General features: G+C 69.4%; 15 protein-coding genes and 1 other RNA gene. 4 read left to right on the top strand and 12 right to left on the bottom strand.

Features of this window, described 5'->3' with window-relative positions; genetic code table 11:
• Window positions 1–64: 64 nt before the first annotated feature.
• The 11 genes from ftsW to ACE3N6_RS11290 form a co-directional block, all read right to left on the bottom strand.
• Entirely contained in the window at window positions 65–1,300 is a 1,236-nt protein-coding gene (ftsW, locus tag ACE3N6_RS11340) for a putative lipid II flippase FtsW (protein ID WP_374245844.1), read from the bottom strand.
• Window positions 1,297–2,688: a UDP-N-acetylmuramoyl-L-alanine--D-glutamate ligase gene (gene murD, locus ACE3N6_RS11335; RefSeq protein ID WP_374245842.1), complete on the bottom strand. Its 1,392-nt coding sequence runs from the start codon at window positions 2,686–2,688 to the stop codon at window positions 1,297–1,299. Before murD ends, ftsW begins: the two co-directional genes overlap by 4 nt.
• Window positions 2,689–2,694: 6 nt before the next feature.
• Window positions 2,695–3,783 (bottom strand): phospho-N-acetylmuramoyl-pentapeptide-transferase, encoded by a 1,089-nt coding sequence (gene mraY, locus ACE3N6_RS11330; protein WP_374245840.1) that lies wholly within the window; start codon window positions 3,781–3,783, stop codon window positions 2,695–2,697.
• A 62-nt stretch (window positions 3,784–3,845) separates the two neighbouring features.
• Complete coding sequence (murF, locus tag ACE3N6_RS11325) at window positions 3,846–5,222, bottom strand: UDP-N-acetylmuramoyl-tripeptide--D-alanyl-D-alanine ligase (protein WP_374245838.1); 1,377 nt, start codon at window positions 5,220–5,222, stop codon at window positions 3,846–3,848.
• Window positions 5,219–6,736 (bottom strand): UDP-N-acetylmuramoyl-L-alanyl-D-glutamate--2,6-diaminopimelate ligase, encoded by a 1,518-nt coding sequence (locus ACE3N6_RS11320; RefSeq protein WP_374245836.1) that lies wholly within the window; start codon window positions 6,734–6,736, stop codon window positions 5,219–5,221. The genes murF and ACE3N6_RS11320 overlap by 4 nt, the downstream gene beginning before the upstream one ends.
• The gene (locus ACE3N6_RS11315) at window positions 6,733–8,484 is read right to left on the bottom strand and encodes a peptidoglycan D,D-transpeptidase FtsI family protein (protein ID WP_374245834.1); all 1,752 of its coding nucleotides are present in this window, start codon (window positions 8,482–8,484) and stop codon (window positions 6,733–6,735) included. Before ACE3N6_RS11315 ends, ACE3N6_RS11320 begins: the two co-directional genes overlap by 4 nt.
• On the bottom strand, window positions 8,481–8,747 hold the full coding sequence (gene ftsL, locus ACE3N6_RS11310; RefSeq protein WP_374245832.1) for a cell division protein FtsL: 267 nt from the start codon (window positions 8,745–8,747) through the stop codon (window positions 8,481–8,483). Before ftsL ends, ACE3N6_RS11315 begins: the two co-directional genes overlap by 4 nt.
• 1 nt (window position 8,748) lies before the next feature.
• Window positions 8,749–9,678, bottom strand: coding sequence for a 16S rRNA (cytosine(1402)-N(4))-methyltransferase RsmH (rsmH, locus tag ACE3N6_RS11305; protein ID WP_374245830.1), 930 nt, complete (start codon window positions 9,676–9,678; stop codon window positions 8,749–8,751).
• Window positions 9,675–10,121: a division/cell wall cluster transcriptional repressor MraZ gene (gene mraZ / locus ACE3N6_RS11300; protein WP_153161993.1), complete on the bottom strand. Its 447-nt coding sequence runs from the start codon at window positions 10,119–10,121 to the stop codon at window positions 9,675–9,677. The genes rsmH and mraZ overlap by 4 nt, the downstream gene beginning before the upstream one ends.
• Before the next feature lie 362 nt (window positions 10,122–10,483).
• Window positions 10,484–10,876: RNase P RNA component class A (gene rnpB / locus ACE3N6_RS11295), an RNA gene on the bottom strand.
• 44 nt (window positions 10,877–10,920) lie between these two features.
• The gene (locus tag ACE3N6_RS11290; RefSeq protein WP_374245828.1) at window positions 10,921–11,346 is read right to left on the bottom strand and encodes a hypothetical protein; all 426 of its coding nucleotides are present in this window, start codon (window positions 11,344–11,346) and stop codon (window positions 10,921–10,923) included.
• A gap of 433 nt (window positions 11,347–11,779) precedes the next feature.
• Here ACE3N6_RS11290 and ACE3N6_RS11285 point away from each other — a divergent pair, with 433 nt between their 5' ends.
• From ACE3N6_RS11285 to ACE3N6_RS11270, 4 genes are all read left to right on the top strand, one after another.
• On the top strand, window positions 11,780–12,142 hold the full coding sequence (locus ACE3N6_RS11285; protein WP_374245826.1) for a hypothetical protein: 363 nt from the start codon (window positions 11,780–11,782) through the stop codon (window positions 12,140–12,142).
• Entirely contained in the window at window positions 12,139–12,657 is a 519-nt protein-coding gene (locus ACE3N6_RS11280) for a YMGG-like glycine zipper-containing protein (protein WP_374245824.1), read from the top strand. The genes ACE3N6_RS11285 and ACE3N6_RS11280 overlap by 4 nt, the downstream gene beginning before the upstream one ends.
• 68 nt (window positions 12,658–12,725) lie before the next feature.
• Window positions 12,726–13,889, top strand: a complete 1,164-nt coding sequence (locus tag ACE3N6_RS11275) for a UbiH/UbiF family hydroxylase (protein ID WP_374245822.1) — start codon at window positions 12,726–12,728, stop codon at window positions 13,887–13,889.
• 33 nt (window positions 13,890–13,922) lie between these two features.
• Window positions 13,923–14,654, top strand: a complete 732-nt coding sequence (locus tag ACE3N6_RS11270; RefSeq protein WP_374245820.1) for a DsbC family protein — start codon at window positions 13,923–13,925, stop codon at window positions 14,652–14,654.
• A gap of 82 nt (window positions 14,655–14,736) precedes the next feature.
• Here the strand turns inward: ACE3N6_RS11270 and ACE3N6_RS11265 are convergent, their stop codons facing one another.
• Complete coding sequence (locus ACE3N6_RS11265) at window positions 14,737–15,465, bottom strand: EAL domain-containing protein (protein ID WP_374245818.1); 729 nt, start codon at window positions 15,463–15,465, stop codon at window positions 14,737–14,739.
• Window positions 15,466–15,571 lie beyond the last annotated feature (106 nt).

Below are 15,571 nucleotides of genomic sequence, written 5' to 3'. Positions count from 1 at the left end.
TTCACGAGATTTTGACTCCGCGCCGCCGCAAGCGAGCTTGCGACGCTCCGTCGAAACAGACGAATCATGCGCTGCCTCCGCGCATGATTTGTCTGTTTTCCCAGTCGATCCGCAGCAGGATGGCCAGCGCGACGCAGTTGGCCAGGATGCCGGAACCGCCAAAGCTCATCAGCGGCAGGGTGAGGCCCTTGGTGGGCAGCAGGCCCATGTTCACGCCCATGTTGATGAAGGACTGCACCCCCAGCCAGATGCCGATGCCCTGCGCCACCAGGGCGGCGTAGGTGCGCTCCAGGGTGACGGCCTGCTTGCCGATGGCGAAGGCGCGCTGGATCAGGATCGCGAACATCAGCACCACGAAGCACACGCCGGCAAAGCCCAGCTCTTCGGCGATCACCGCCAGCAGGAAGTCGGTGTGGGCCTCGGGCAGGTAGAACAGCTTCTCGATGCTGCCGCCCAGCCCGACCCCGAACCACTCGCCCCGCCCGAAGGCGATGAGCGCGTGGGAGAGCTGGTAGCCCTTGCCGTAGGCGTCCTGCCACGGATCCATGAAACCCAGGATGCGCTGGCGGCGGTATTCGGAGAAGGTGATGAGGAGCACGAAGCCGATGGCCGCAACGACCGCCAGCAGCACGAACAGCCGCACGTTGATGCCGCCCAGGAACAGCACGCCGAAGGCAATGGCGGTGATGACCACGAAGGCGCCGAAGTCGGGCTCCTTGAGGAGCAGGAAACCGACGAACAGGATCACCCCGGCCATGGGCATGAAGCCCTGCTTGAAGCTGCCCATCAGCGGCAGCTTGCGGGTGGTGTAGTCGGCGGCGTAAAGGGCGGCGAAGAGCTTCATCAGCTCGGAGGGCTGGAGGTTAACCACCCCCAGCGGCAGCCAGCGGCGGGCGCCGTTCACGTCGCGCCCGACGTGGGGGATCAGCACCACGAGGAGCAGCACCACCCCGGCGATGAACAGCCACGGCGCCATCTCCTGCCAGGCGCGCATGGGGATCTGGAAAGCCACCACCCCGGCGATCAGCCCGATGGCGAGGAACACCGCATGGCGCACCAGAAAGTAGGCCGGCTGGTGGCCGAACATGCGGCTGCCTTCGGCGGTGGCGATGGAGGCGGAGAAGACCATCACCAGACCGAGCAGCAGCAGCGCGGCGGCGGACCAGATCAGCCACGGGTCGAGTTCCCGGGGCTGGCCGAGGGGCTGCATCAGCCGCCCGACGGCGCGGCTCGTCACCGGCGCGGCGCTGTCCTCCGCGTGACGGGCGAGGAAACCGGAGATGCTGGCGGCGAGCTTCATACGGGGCGGACGTCGGGCAGGCGCCTGACCGCGTCGATGAAGACCTGGGCGCGGTGGGCGTAGTTGCGGAACATGTCGAGGCTGGCGCAGGCGGGCGAGAGCAGCACCACGTCGCCGGCCTGGGCGCGGGCGTTGGCGTCGAGCACCGCGGCGTCCATGTCGGCAGCGTGGATCAGCGGCACGCCGCAGCCGGCCACGGCGGCTTCGATGGCGCGGGCGTCGCGACCGATCAGCACCACGGCGCGGGCGTAGCGGGCGAAGGCGCCCTTGAGGGGGGAGAAATCCTGGCCCTTTCCGTCGCCGCCGGCGATCAGCACCACCTTGCGGCGCAGGCCTTCGAGGGCGGCCACGGTGGCGCCCACGTTGGTGCCCTTGGAATCGTCGTAGAAGATGACGCCGTCGGCCCGCTCGGCCACCGGCTCGACCCGATGGGGCAGGCCGCGGAAGGCCTTGAGGGCGGCGATCAGCGGCGCCCGCGGCAGGCCGGCGGCTTCGCACAGGGCCAGCGCAGCCAGGGCATTGGCCACGTTGTGGCTGCCGGCCAGCTGCATGTCGGCGCGACGCAGCAGTTCTTCGGCGCCGCGGACGAGCCATTCGCCGTCGTCGGCGTGCAGGGTGCCGAAATCGTCGGGGCCCGCCGGGGTGTCGATGCCAAAGGTGAACACCCGGCGGCCCGGCAGGGCCATGGCCTGGACGCGGGCGTCCTCGCGGTTGAGCACCTGCACGCCCGCCCCATGGAAGACGGCGGCCTTGGCGGCGGCGTAGCCATCCAGCCCGGCGTAGCGGTCGAGGTGGTCGTCGGTGACGTTGAGCACGGTAGCCGACGCAGCGGCCAGCGGCGGCCGGGTTTCGAGCTGGAAGCTGGAGAGTTCGAGCACCCACAGCTGCGGCAACGGCTGGCCGGCATCGAGCCGATCCATCAGCACGTCCAGCGCGGCCGGGCTGATGTTGCCGGCGACGACGCCATCCACGCCCGCCGCCTTGACCATCTCGCCGGCCAGGGTGGTGGTGGTGGTCTTGCCGTTGGTGCCGGTGATGGCGATGACGCGGGTCCGATCCCAGGCGCCAAGCGCTTGCAGGGCCTCGACGAACAGCGTCATCTCGCCGATGACCGGGATGCCGCGCCGGTGGGCGGCGTCGATAAGCGGCTGGCGGGGGTCGAGGCCGGGGCTGATGGCCACGCGGGCCACGCCCGCCAGCAGCGCGTCCGAGAACGGGCCGGTGACGATCTCGGCCGCGGGCGCGTCGGCACGCAGGCGATCGACGCCCGGCGGGGCCTCGCGGGAATCCGCCACCCGCAGGGCCACGCCCTGACGAGCCAGCCAGCGCGCCATGGCCAGACCGGATTCACCGAGGCCGAGGACGAGGGTGAGATCAGCGCTTACCATCGTCGCTTACCGCAGTTTGAGGGTGGACAGACCGAACAGCACCAGCATGATCGTGATGATCCAGAAACGGACCACGACCTGCGTCTCCTTCCAGCCGCCAAGCTCGTAGTGGTGGTGCAGCGGCGCCATTCGGAAGATGCGCTTGCCGCCGGTGTACTTGAAGTAGAGCACCTGCACCATCACCGACATGGCTTCGGCCACGAACAGGCCGCCCATGATGAAGAGCACGATCTCCTGGCGCACCACCACCGCGATGGTGCCCATCGCCGCGCCCAGCGCCAGCGCGCCCACGTCGCCCATGAAGACTTCGGCCGGGTAGGCGTTGAACCACAGGAAGCCCAGGCCCGCCCCGGCGATGGCGCCGCAGATCACCGCCAGCTCGCCCGCGCCGGGGATGTAGGGCACGCCCAGATACTTGGAGAAACCCATGTGACCGGCCACGTAGGCGAAGATCGCCAGCGCGGCGCTGACCATCACCGTTGGCATGATGGCGAGGCCGTCGAGGCCGTCGGTGAGGTTCACCGAGTGGCTGGTGCCGTTGATGACGAAGTAGGTGAGCACGATGAAGCCCACCACGCCCAGCGGGTAGGACACCGCCTTGAAGAAGGGCACGATCAGTTCGAGCTGCGCCGGGATGGTGGCGGTGAGCCCGAGGAAACTCGCGGCCGCCAGGGCGATGGCGGAAGTCCAGAAGTACTTCCAGCGGCTCGCCAGCCCCTTCGGGTCGCGGTAGACCACCTTGCGCCAGTCATCCACCCAGCCCACGGCGCCGAACCCGAGGGTGACGAGCAGCACCACCCACACGTACTTGTTGCGCAGGTCGCCCCACAGCAGGGTGGTGACGGCGATGGAGATGAGAATCAGGGCGCCGCCCATGGTGGGCGTGCCGGCCTTGGTGAGGTGGGACTTCGGGCCGTCGTCGCGCACCGCCTGGCCGATCTTTTTTGCGGCCAGCCAGCGGATCACCGGCGGGCCGAAGACCAGCGACAGCACCAGCGCGGTGCCGGCAGCCAGCACCGTGCGCAGCGTGATGTAGCCGAACACATTGAAGAAGCGCGCATCTTTGCCAAGCCACAGGGCCAGTTCAAGCAGCATGGTGCTCCCCCGGGTTCATTGCGGAAGAAACTGCAGCCAAGCCGGTACAACACAAACTCATCTCAAGCCTTCTCCGCGATGGCGTCCACGACCCGTTCCATCTTCATGAAACGCGAGCCCTTGACGAGCACCACGGTGTCTTCGTTCAGTTCCGCCTTCACCGCCGCGACGAGGTCGTCGAGCCTGGTGAAGTGGCGGCCACCTTCTCCGAAGTTGCGCGCCGCAACCTCGCTCATCTCACCCAGCCCGAACAGGAAGTCGACGCCCTCGCTCTTCGCGTAGCCGCCAATCTCGTCGTGGTACTGGAAACTCTGTTCGCCGATCTCCCCCATGTCGCCGATCACCAGGATCTTGCGGCCGGGGGTGGCGGCCAACACCGCGATGCCGGCGCGCATCGAGTCGGGGTTGGCGTTGTAGCTATCGTCGATCACCACCGCGCCGCCGAGGCCCTTGCGCAGGTGCAGGCGGCCCGGGGTGCCGGCGTAGCCGCCCAGGCCTTCGGCCACCGCGGCCAGCGAGGCGCCCGCGGCCAGACAGGCGGTGGCCGCCGCCAGGGCGTTGCGCACGTTGTGCCGACCCGGCACGTTGAGCCGGAAGTGGGCCTCGCCCTGGGGCGCGACGAGCACCATGTCGTTGGCGAAGCCATGGCTGGTGCAGCGGGCGGTCACGTCGGCATCGGCGGACAGCCCGAAGGTGAGGGTGCGACGCCCGGCGTTGAGGGCCTTCCAGTAGCCGGCGAAGGCGTCGTCGGCGTTGACCACCGCCACGCCGTCGGACGACAGGCCTTCGTAGATCGCCCCCTTCTCGCGGGCCACCTCGTTCACGCTGCCCATGCCCTGGAGGTGGGCGCGCTGGGCGTTGTTGACCAGCGCCACGGTGGGGCGGGCGAGGTGGGTGAGGTAGCCGATCTCGCCGGGGTGGTTCATCCCCATCTCGATGACCGCCGAGCGGTGGTTGCCGGACAGGCGCAGCAGCATCAGCGGCAGGCCGATGTCGTTGTTCAGGTTGCCCTTGGTGGCGAGCACCGCCAGCTCCGGGTCGAAGCCGTCGAGGCGGGCCTGGGCACGCAGGATGGCGGCGCACATTTCCTTCACCGAGGTCTTGCCGTTGCTGCCGGTGACGCCGATGAGCGGGAGATCGAAGCGGGCGCGCCACCCGGCGGCCAGCCGGCCAAGGCCGATGCGGGTGTCGTCCACCACCAGCAGCGGCAGCGGTACGGGGTTGGCGGCCGCCCAGGCGCGGTCGACCATGGCGGCCACGGCGCCCTGGGCCGCCACCGCGGCGAGGAACTCGTGGCCGTCGAAGCGCTCTCCGCGCAGGGCGACGAACAGCTGGCCCGGCTGGATCGCCCGCGAATCGGTACTCACCGAGACGAAGGCGACGTTGCCGCCGACCGCGGTGCCGTCGGTAGCCAGCGCGGCTTGCTGGAGATCCATCATGAGAGTTCTCCCTGGGCGTCGTTCCAGGCTTCGAGGGCGTCGCGGGTCTGGTCCACATCCGAGAACGGGTGACGCACGCCGTTGATCTCCTGATAGGGTTCGTGGCCCTTGCCGGCGATGACGATGACGTCGTCGGGGGCGGCGGCGAGGATCGCGCTGCGGATCGCATCGGCCCGGTCGGGGATGGTCTCGACGTCGGCGCCGGCGCCCGCCGCGATGTCGCGCAGGATGGCGCTCGGGTCTTCGCCGCGGGGGTTGTCGCTGGTGAGCACCACCTTGTCGGCCAGGCGGCTGGCCACCTCGCCCATCAGCGGGCGCTTGCCGGGGTCGCGGTCGCCGCCGCAGCCGAACACGCAGGTCAGGCGCCCGCCCCGGGCCTTGACGGTGCCGCGGATGGCGGTGAGCACCTGCTCCAGCGCATCGGGCGAGTGGGCGTAGTCGACCACCACCAGCGGATCGCCGATGCCGCCGAGGGTCTGCATCCGGCCCACCGGCGGGGTGAGGTCTTCGGCCACGGTGGCCGCTTCCTCGAGCGTGAAACCGGACGCCATCAGGGTACCGATGACGGCCAGCAGGTTGGAGACGTTGAACTGGCCCACCAGATTGGGGCACAGGTCGGCCGACTCGTTGCCGCTGCGGGCGGTGAAGCGCAGCCCGGCGGCGGTGGTGGTGAGCCGGTCGGCCAGGATCAGGCGATTGACCGGGGCGGCGTCGGCGTTGCTGGCCACCAGGGTGTAGCCGATCACCTGGATGCCGCTGCCGGCCAGACGCCGGGCCTGCTCCATGCCGAAGCGGTCGTCCAGGTTGAGCACCGCGGCCTTGAGGCCCGGCATGTCGAACAGACGGGCCTTGGCGGCGCCGTAGTTTTCCATGTTGCCGTGGTAGTCGAGGTGATCGCGGGTGAGGTTGGTGTGCACGGCCACGTCGAAGTGCAGGCCGTTGAGCCGACCCTGATCGAGGCCGATGGAGGACACCTCCATCGCCACCACATCGGCCTTGGCGGCGCGGAAGTCGGCCAGCGTGGCGTGCAGGGTGAGGCTGTCCGGGGTGGTGTTGAGGCTGGCCTTGAGGGCGCCGGGAAAGCCGATGCCGAGGGTGCCGATCACGCCGCACTTGCGCCCCAGCGCGGCAAACGCGCGGGACAGCCACTGGGTGACGGAGGTCTTGCCATTGGTGCCGGTCACGCCCACCAGCCAGAGGGCTTCGGACGGCCGCCCGCAGACCTCGTTGGCCAGATGGCCCGACAGGTTGGCGAGGCCGTCGACGGGGATGTTGGGCACCTCCAGGGTGTCGTCCCACCCGTGGCCGGCGCGCTCCCACAGCACGGCGGCGGCGCCGGCATGGACGGCATCGACGATGTAGCGACGACCGTCCACCCGATGCCCCGGACAGGCCAGGAACACGTCGCCGGCGCAGACGTTGCGCGAGTCGAGGCACAGCCGGGTGACTTCAACCCCGGCGGCGGCGAGCTGGGCGAGCAGCGCCTGGGCTTGCTGCTGGGCGGTTGCGCTCACATGGCCTCCCGGGTGGTGGCAACGCCCTGACGGGCGACCTGCAGGGGTTTGAGCGGTGCGTCCGGCGCCACGCCGAGGGTGCGCAGGGCGCCGCCGGTCACCTGGGCGAACACCGGCACGGCCACATCGCCGCCGTAGTGCTTGCCGTTGGTGGGCTCGTCGATCATCACGGCGACGATCAGGCGCGGATCGGAGATCGGGGCGATGCCCACGAAGGAGGCCACGTAGCGGTTGGCGTAGCGGCCGCCGACGAGCTTCATCGCGGTGCCGGTCTTGCCGCCGACCCGGTAGCCCGGCACGTTGGCCTGCTGGGCGGTGCCGCCCGGCTGGACGACCATCTCGAGCATCTGGCGGACTTCGCGGGCGGTCTGCGGCGAGAACACCCGGGTGCCGTGCACCGGCGGAGTATCCAGGCGCGACAGCGACAAGGGCACGATGTCGCCATCGCGGGCGAACACCTGATAGGCGTTGGCAATCTGCATCAGGCTGACCGACATGCCGTGGCCGTAGGACATGGTGGCCTGCTCGATGGGGCGCCAGCTCTTGGCGGGGCGCAGCCGGCCGCCCACCTCGCCGGGGAAACCCAGCTTGAGGGGCGAACCGAAGCCCAGATCGTCGAGCATCTTCCACATGGTTTCGGGCGGAAAGCTCAGAGCCATCTTGGCCGCGCCGATGTTGGACGACTTCTGGATGACCTGGGCCACGCTGAGGGCGCCGTGGGGGTGGGCGTCGGAGATCGTCGCGGAGCCGATGGTCATCCGGCCCGGCGCGCAGTTGATGATGGTGTTGGCGGTGACCTTACCCTTCTCCAGCGCCAGCGCGGCGGTGAAGGGCTTCATCGTGGAGCCGGGCTCGAAGGTATCGGTCAGGGCGCGGTTGCGCAGCTGGTCGCCGGTGAGCTTGACCCGGTTGTTCGGGTTGTAGGTGGGGGCGTTGGCCAGGGCGAGGATCTCGCCGGTCTTGGCGTCGATCACCACCACGCCGCCGGCCTTGGCCTTGTGATCGGTCATCGCCTGCTTGAGCGCGGCGTGGGCAAGGTACTGGATCTTGTTGTCGACGGACAGCGCCACCTCCTTGCCGTCCTGGGACGGGCGGATCGACTGGACGTCCTCGACCACGTTGCCGCGGCGGTCCTTGACCACCCGACGGGAACCCGGCTTGCCGGCCAGGGCCGGCTCGTAGGCCAGCTCGATGCCTTCCTGGCCCTTGTCCTCGACGCCGGTGAAGCCCAGCACATGGGCCATCACCTCGCCGCCGGGATAGAAGCGGCGGTACTCGCGCTGGTCGTGGATGCCCGGCAGCTTGAGGGCAGCGATGCGCTCCGCCAGCTCGGGCGACACCTGCCGCTTGAGATAGACGAAATCCTTCTCGACCCCCAGCTTCTGGTTGAGATCCTGCACCGGCATCTCCAGCAGGCTGGCCAGCTGGCGGGTCTGGGACGGGTTGAGGCGGGCATCCTCGGGGATCGCCCAGATCGACTTGACCGGCGACGACACGGCCAGCACGTCGCCCTGCCGGTCGGTGATCTTGCCGCGGGTGGCGGGCACCTCCAGCACACGGGCGTAGCGGGACTCGCCCTTGGCCTGCAGGAACTGGTCGTTCACGCCCTGCAGGTAGGCCGCGCGGCCCACCAGGGCCACAGAGCCGCCCAGCAGGCACAGCAGGACGAAACGCGGCCGCCACGCCGGAAGCTCCGAACGCAGCAGCGGATTGTGGTTGAAGGTGACGCCCTTCTTGGCCTTCTTCATGGCCGCTCCTCGATGGCGATGATCTGCCCGGGCAGAGGCGGGCGCATCGCGAGTTTCTCGCGAGCGAGTTTTTCGATGCGGGCGTGGGCCGCCCAGGTGCTTTGTTCCAGTTGCAGCTGGCCCCACTCGACCTCCAGCTGCTGGGAGCGCTGCTGCTCCCGCTCGACCGCGGCGTAGAGCTTGCGGGCATGGTGCTGGGACGCCACCACGCCGAGGCTGCTCGCCACCACCAGCATCACGAGAAATCCGGTCAGCCGCGCCATGTCAGTCTGCCTGCCTTTCGGCCACGCGCATCACCGCGCTGCGGGAGCGCGGGTTGGCCGCGATCTCGTCGTCGGACGGGCGCACCTGCTTGCCGACGAGCCCGAGCTTCGGCTTGGGCAGGTCGGCCGCACGCACCGGCAGCCGCGCCGGAAGCTGCGGCGGCCGCGACTCGTCGCGCATGAAGCGCTTGACGATGCGGTCCTCAAGGGAATGAAAGCTGATGACCACCAGACGGCCCCCGACCGCCAGCGCTGCCACAACCTGCGGCAGGACTAGCGACAGCTCCTCAAGCTCTTGATTGACGAAAATCCGTAGAGCCTGGAAGGTGCGCGTCGCAGGGTGCTGACCCGGCTCGCGCTTCCAGACCGTCGCTTCCACGAGCGCGGCAAGCTGTCCAGTGGTTGCAACATGCCCCCCTGTCCGAGCAGCAACAAGCGCCTTTGCAATCTCATAAGCAAACCGTTCTTCACCGTATTCCCTCAGCACCCGGGTTATGTCGGCGACCGGCGCTTCCGCCAGCCACGCTGCCGCGGTCATCCCGCGGGTTGTATCCATTCGCATGTCGAGCGGCGCATCGAAGCGAAAACTCATGCCCCGCTCCGCCTCGTCCAGTTGAGGGGACGAAACCCCCAAGTCCAGCAGAACCCCATCCACCTTCGTCACGCCGCGCGCCGCCAGCGCCTCGGCAAAGTCGGAGAACGGCGCATGGACCAGCTCGAAACGCGGATCGCCGATCGCCGCGCCCGCGGCGATGGCCTGCGGATCGCGATCGAAGGCGATGAGCCGGCCCTGCGGCCCCAGCTGCGCCAGGATCGCCCGACTGTGACCGCCGCGACCGAAGGTGCCGTCCACGTAAACGCCGTCCGGCTTGATCGCCAGCGCTTCCACCGCCTCTTTCAGCAGCACCGTGATGTGCGGTGCGGTACTCACAGCGGCAGGTTTTCCCAACCGGCGGGCATGAGATCCGTGCCCAGGGCGAAGATCGCCTCCTGCTGCTTCTGCCAACCGGCATCCGACCACAACTCGAAGTGATCGCCCTGCCCCACCAGATGCACCTGCTTTTCCAGCTGGGCGAAGCCGCGCAGCTCCGGCGCGATCAACACGCGGCCGGCCGAATCCATCTGCTCGTCACGGGCAAAACCCACGAGCAGACGCTTGAGCAGGGCAGAACGCTGATCGAGGCTCGAACCGGCCAGCACCTTGTCGCGGATCGGCCCCCAGGCGGGGGCGGGATAAATGAGGAGGCAGCGATGGGGGTGCGCGGTGAGGATCAACTCGTTTCCGGCCAGCTCGGCGAGCGCGTCCCGATGCCGCGCCGGAATCGCCAGGCGACCCTTCGCATCGAGACTGAGCGCCGCTGCGCCTTGAAACATTGAAGACCCCACTTTCCAACCCCGACGAACCGGAAAAACTCACTTTTTCCCACTTTCGTCCACTTCGTCCCACTTTAGAGCAAAAAAAATACCCGGTCAAGTTGGGTCCGGAGCAAATCTCTTTTCGCCACAAGCACTTAGGATTTGGACGACGCGTTGTAGGAAATCCGCTTACAAATCAACACCCGTAGCGGAGATTGCAAAAGTTGAGGATGAATTCACGGATCGCCCGCCCCGCCGAAAGGCAGCCGAGAGCCTTCAAGGCACGGGAGCGCAAAAGAATGTTTCGCGTCAGCGTTCAGCGCGAAATAAGTCTCGGACGTGGAAAAAAGTGGAGGACGACGACGAACCGTGGGGCGAAGTGGGGAAGTCCGCCGATAAGCCGGGTTCTGTCGAGCGGGCCGATCCGGAAACCGGCCCGCCGGGCAATCATTCCTCTGGTCGACGCGTTGCCGCGCCGCTCTAGCAGCCTACCCGGGGACTCAGCGAGCAGCCTCAACGTCCCCCTATTTGGCCTTGCCCCGGATGGGGTTTACCGTGCCGTCACTGTTGCCAGTGCCGCGGTGGGCTCTTACCCCACCGTTTCACCCTTGCCTGATCCGCCCGGAGGCGGCCATCGGCGGTCTGCTCTCTGTTGCACTTTCCGTCGCTTTGGCCCGAAGGCGTATGGCGCCCGGCCGTTAGCCGGCATCCTGCTCTGCGGGGCCCGGACTTTCCTCGATGCGCGAACGCACCGCGATTGCCTGGCGAACTTCCCGGCGCGGAGTATAGCCGCTCCCGCCGGTAAAAGCCCGCCGCGTCAATCCGGGTCGCGCAGTTCGGCGGCGCGGGACACCACCTCCTCGATCACGCAGTCGAGGCGGGCGTGGAAGGACGGGCTGTCCGCCTCGCCCCAGGCGGTGAGGGATTCGCCCACCGAGATGCCGACCCGCAGCTCGCCGCACCCGTCGGCGCCGGCCAGCCCGGGGATGCGCCCGGCCACCCGCCGCCCGAGGCGCCCGCCGCCGGCAAAGACCACCACCACGTCGTCGCTCCTGGGGTCGACCCCGAGACTGCGGATGCCCATCGCCCGCAGCGCCGGGCCGTGGGTCACCTCCACCCGGTCGGCGAGCGCCGGATCGTTGCGCCGCCGGTCGTCGGGCGGCTCATCCTGCAGATACAGCACGATGCCCACCGCGAGCAGGATCAGCGCCCCGAGGGCGATCACGAGTTTGCGTACGTCCATGAAAAAGCCCAGAAACCGTGTATCGTCATTTTCCCCGTTTCGGGTTTCGATGCACCCTGCCAACGGCAGCCCGACGACAAAAAACGCACCTGTAAGCAATTCTTGCCGCGGCCCCTTGCGTCACATCCCGTTACGACTTGTGCCGGCGATGGCTTACACCGAAACCCCGACGGTGCTGCAATGATGCCGGTAACCGACTGGAGCACTGCGCCATGAACAAACCCCTTGCCCGCCCCTGGCCGCTGACCCGGCGCGTCCTGATCGCCGCCCTGCTGACGGCCGGCACTTCGGTTGCACTCCCCGCCCACGCCGACCGGGGCGTCCGCGTGCATGGCGCCCCGGGCTGGGGGCGGGCTTACGCGCCGCCACCGCGGATGTGGGTCGGCCCGCGTTACCACAGCGGCTTCAACGGCTGGTGGATCGTCGGCGCCCCGTGGGTTTTCTACCCGCCCCCCTACTACAGCCCGCCGCCGGTCATCGTCGAGCCGGAGCCGCCCATCGTGCTGCCCGACCTGCCCCGCCGCCGCAGAGCTGGTATTTCTGCGACAGCGCCCGCGCCTACTACCCTTACGCCCAGACCTGCCCGGAAGGCTGGCGGAGCGTGCCCGCCGCGCCCACCGGCGACACCCAGCCGGCCCCCGCCAGCAGCCAGAACTGGTACTACTGCGAGAGCGCCAGAGCCTACTACCCCTACGTCCAGCGCTGCCCCGAGAAATGGCGCCCGGTCGCCGCCCAGCCCCCGACACCGCCCCAAGGCGCCGTCCCCCCCGCCCCGGAAGGAGCCCCCAAGCCATGAACACCTCCAAGCCCCCCTCCAGCCGGCTCCGCCGCGCCCGGCTGATGGCGCTGCCGCTCGTCCTCCTCGCCGGCTGTGCCAGCCTGCCCAGCGGCCCGCGGGTGGCGGTGATGCCGGCCCCCGGCAAGCCCCTCGACCTGTTCTCGATGGAAGATCGCCAGTGCCGCAACTACGCCGATCAGGCCATCGGGATCGCCCCGCGGGACAGCGCCGCCCAGAACATGATCGGCAGCGCGGCGGTCGGCACCGCCATCGGCGCCGCGGTGGGCGGGCTTGCCGGCGGCAACCGCGGCGCGGCCACCGGCGCGGCGGTGGGCATGGTGGCCGGCTCCGCCAGCGGCACCAACCAGGCCGCCTATGCCGGCGCCGACGCCCAGCGCCGCTACGACATCGCCTACCAGCAGTGCATGTACGCCAAGGGCAACCAGCTGCCGGGTTATGGCTACCGCACTCCGGCGCCCACCACCGGCGGCGGCACGCCTCACTACTACCCGCCCCCGCCGCCGCCCCGCTGAGCCCGATCTGCAGCTTCGGGTGACTTCCCCTGCGCCCTCCGGCACAATCCGGGCGCAGGAGATCAGCCATGAAATTCGATGTACTCATCGTGGGCGCCGGGCTTGCCGGCGCCGCCCTCGCCGCCGCGCTGCGCGGCAGCACCCTGAAGGTCGGCATCGTCGAAACCCGCCCCCCGGCCCGCCCGGATGGCTGGGACGCGCGCATCTACGCGATCAGCCCGACCAACGTGGACTTCCTCTCCGCCATCGGCATCTGGCAGCACCTCGACCCGGCCCGCATGGCGCCGGTGTACGACATGGAGATCCACGGCGACGCCGGCGGCCGGCTCGACTTCTCCGCCTACGACAGCGGCCTGCGCGAGCTGGCCTGGATCCTCGAATCCAGCCTGATGCAGCTCGAGCTGTGGGAAACCGTCAAGCGCCAGCACAACGTCACCCTGATCTGCCCCGCCGCACCCGCGGCGCTGGCCATCGACGCCGCCGCCGCGCGCCTCACCCTCGCCGACGGCCGGCGCATCGAGGCGAAGCTCGTGGTGGCCGCCGACGGCCGCGACTCGTGGGTGCGTCAGGCGGCCGGCATCGGCGCCCGCAACACGCCCTACGACGAGAAAGGCGTGGTCGCCAACTTTCGCTGCGAGAAGCCCCACCGCAACGCCGCCTTCCAGTGGTTCCGCCCCGACGGCGTGCTGGCCTATCTCCCGCTGCCCGACCGGCAGATGTCGATGGTGTGGTCTGCGCCGGATGCCCTCGCCGACGAACTCGTCGCCCTGCCCCCCGAAGCCCTCTGCGCCCGGGTGGCCGAAGCCGGCGGCTACCGGCTCGGCCAGCTCGAACCCCTCACCCCGGCGGCGGCCTTTCCGCTGCGCCTGATGCGCGTCGAGACCGCGGTGCGCCCGCGCCTCGCGCTCATCGGCGACGCGGCCCACGCGATCCATCCGCTGTCGGGCCACGGCATCAACCTGGGCTACCAGGACGCCCGCGTGCTGGCCGAGCAGATCAAGGATCTGCCCGCCTGGCGCGACCCGGGCGAGCTGCCGGTGCTGCGCGCCTACGCCCGCGCCCGCGCCGAAGAAACCGCCCTGCTCCAATACACCACCCACGGCCTCAACCGCCTGTTCAAGCCGGCCGACCCGATCCTCTCGGGGCTGCGCAACATCGGCCTGAACCTCACCAACAGCGTGCCTGTCCTACGCAATGCGCTGGTCCGCTACGCCATTGCCGGCCGCTTCTGAAACCCGACACGCCCGCCCCCTGGAGACACCCGGATGAAACTCCCCCTCGTACGCCCGCTGCTGGCCACCCTCCTCTTCGCCGCCGGCATCGCCCACGCCGCGGCCGACGAAGCCACGGTCAAGAAGAACTTCGAAAGCTTCGTGGGCGGCCCGGCCGTCGACAGCGTCAAGAAAACCCCCTACGGCGGGCTCTACGAGGTGGTGCTCAAGTCCGGCGAGCTGATCTACACCGACGCCGCGGTGAGCTTCATCGTCGACGGCAACGTGATCGACGCCAAGACCCGCAAGAACGTCACCCAGGCGCGGATGGCCCAGCTGCTCAAGATCGACTTCGCCACCCTGCCCCTCGACCAGGCCATCAAGCAGGTGCGCGGCAACGGCAAGCGCGTGATCGCCAGCTTCGAAGACCCCAACTGCGGCTACTGCAAGCGCCTCGCCAAAGACATGCAGGGCCTCAAGGACGCCACCATCTACACCTTCCTGTACCCCATCCTGAGCCCCGACTCCACCGAGAAGTCGAAGAACATCTGGTGCGCCAAGGATCGCGTCGGCGCCTGGAACGACTGGATGACCGCCGGCAAGGCGCCCGCCGCCGCCGCGGCCGGGTGCGACACCAGCGCCATCGACAAGAACGTGGCCCTCGGCCAGAAGATGAAGGTCACCGGCACCCCGACGATCTTCACCGCCGACGGCAACCGCCTGCCCGGCGCCGTGCCCCTGGCCCAGCTCGACCAGGCCATGAACCAGGCCGCCGCCGGCAAGTAAGCCTCCACGCCCCACGCGACAAGGGCTGCCCGCGGGCAGCCCTTTGTCGTTTCGGCGCTCGGGCCGGCGCTCCCGCCGGCGCTCAGGCCGCGGCGCGCGGCCGGCGCGGCCTGGGCACCGGCAGGCAGTGGGCCGCCGGCCGGCCCAGCAGATGGCCCTGCAGCCAATCCACCCCCGCCTCCCGGGCCACCTCCAGCTGCAGCGGGTTCTCGATGCACTGGCACACCGCGCCCATGCCCAGGCGACGGATCTCCCCGCTCATCTCGGTCATCACCCGCTTGGCAAGGCTCAGGTGGCCGGCGTGGCCGATCAGGCTGCGGTCGAGCTTCACCACGTCCGGCGCCAGCTGCGCCAGCCGCTCCAGATCGGCGGTGTGGCGCCCGAAGTTGTCGATGGCCACCCGGTAGCCCCGCTCCCGGTACTCGGCGATCGCCGCGGCCAGCGGCCCGGCCGGCTCGAAGCCGTCGTCGGTCAGCTCCAGCAGCACCCGGTCGGGGGTCAGCCCGCAGCGGGCCAGCACCGTCTCGAACACATGGCCGTGGTGGTCGCGCACCGCGCGGATGAGCTGGGGATGCACGTTGAGGGCCAGGAAGCCCCCGTGCTGCTCGCGCTCCAGCAGAAAGTTGAGGGCGTGCAGGGTGCGGGCCATGCGGTCCAGGTGCACCAGCTCGGCGTCGTCCCGGGCTTCGAGGAACACCGCCTGGGCCGGGGCCGCCGCGGCCCCCGCGCCCAGCACGTGCAGATGGGCCTCGTGCCCGGCCGGATGGCTGCCGGCCCGCCCGACGATGGGCTGGAAGCGGGTGCCGAACACCCGCCCGGGCAGTGTCCCGGGAAGTGGTGTAACAGCGTGAGTGGGTGAGGTGTTCGCCGTGGAGGCCCTGCAGGGCCTCCACGGCGGGCGCGAAATCGGTGGGTCA

Origin of the sequence: Zoogloea sp. (genome assembly GCF_041904905.1) — a bacterium.
Classification (GTDB): domain Bacteria; phylum Pseudomonadota; class Gammaproteobacteria; order Burkholderiales; family Rhodocyclaceae; genus Zoogloea.
The sequence above is the reverse complement of the archived record's forward strand: the minus strand, read 5'-3'. Positions and strand labels throughout refer to the sequence as shown.

What these genes read in the sequence shown, in the direction of transcription:
- ftsW (WP_374245844.1), bottom strand. Translation starts at nt 1,300, where the DNA reads ATGAAGCTCGCCGCCAGCATCTCCGGTTTCCTCGCCCGTCACGCGGAG.
- murD (WP_374245842.1), bottom strand. Translation starts at nt 2,688, where the DNA reads ATGGTAAGCGCTGATCTCACCCTCGTCCTCGGCCTCGGTGAATCCGGT.
- mraY (WP_374245840.1), bottom strand. Translation starts at nt 3,783, where the DNA reads ATGCTGCTTGAACTGGCCCTGTGGCTTGGCAAAGATGCGCGCTTCTTC.
- murF (WP_374245838.1), bottom strand. Translation starts at nt 5,222, where the DNA reads ATGATGGATCTCCAGCAAGCCGCGCTGGCTACCGACGGCACCGCGGTC.
- ACE3N6_RS11315 (WP_374245834.1), bottom strand. Translation starts at nt 8,484, where the DNA reads ATGAAGAAGGCCAAGAAGGGCGTCACCTTCAACCACAATCCGCTGCTG.
- ftsL (WP_374245832.1), bottom strand. Translation starts at nt 8,747, where the DNA reads ATGGCGCGGCTGACCGGATTTCTCGTGATGCTGGTGGTGGCGAGCAGC.
- mraZ (WP_153161993.1), bottom strand. Translation starts at nt 10,121, where the DNA reads ATGTTTCAAGGCGCAGCGGCGCTCAGTCTCGATGCGAAGGGTCGCCTG.
- ACE3N6_RS11290 (WP_374245828.1), bottom strand. Translation starts at nt 11,346, where the DNA reads ATGGACGTACGCAAACTCGTGATCGCCCTCGGGGCGCTGATCCTGCTC.
- ACE3N6_RS11280 (WP_374245824.1), top strand. Translation starts at nt 12,139, where the DNA reads ATGAACACCTCCAAGCCCCCCTCCAGCCGGCTCCGCCGCGCCCGGCTG.
- ACE3N6_RS11275 (WP_374245822.1), top strand. Translation starts at nt 12,726, where the DNA reads ATGAAATTCGATGTACTCATCGTGGGCGCCGGGCTTGCCGGCGCCGCC.
- ACE3N6_RS11270 (WP_374245820.1), top strand. Translation starts at nt 13,923, where the DNA reads ATGAAACTCCCCCTCGTACGCCCGCTGCTGGCCACCCTCCTCTTCGCC.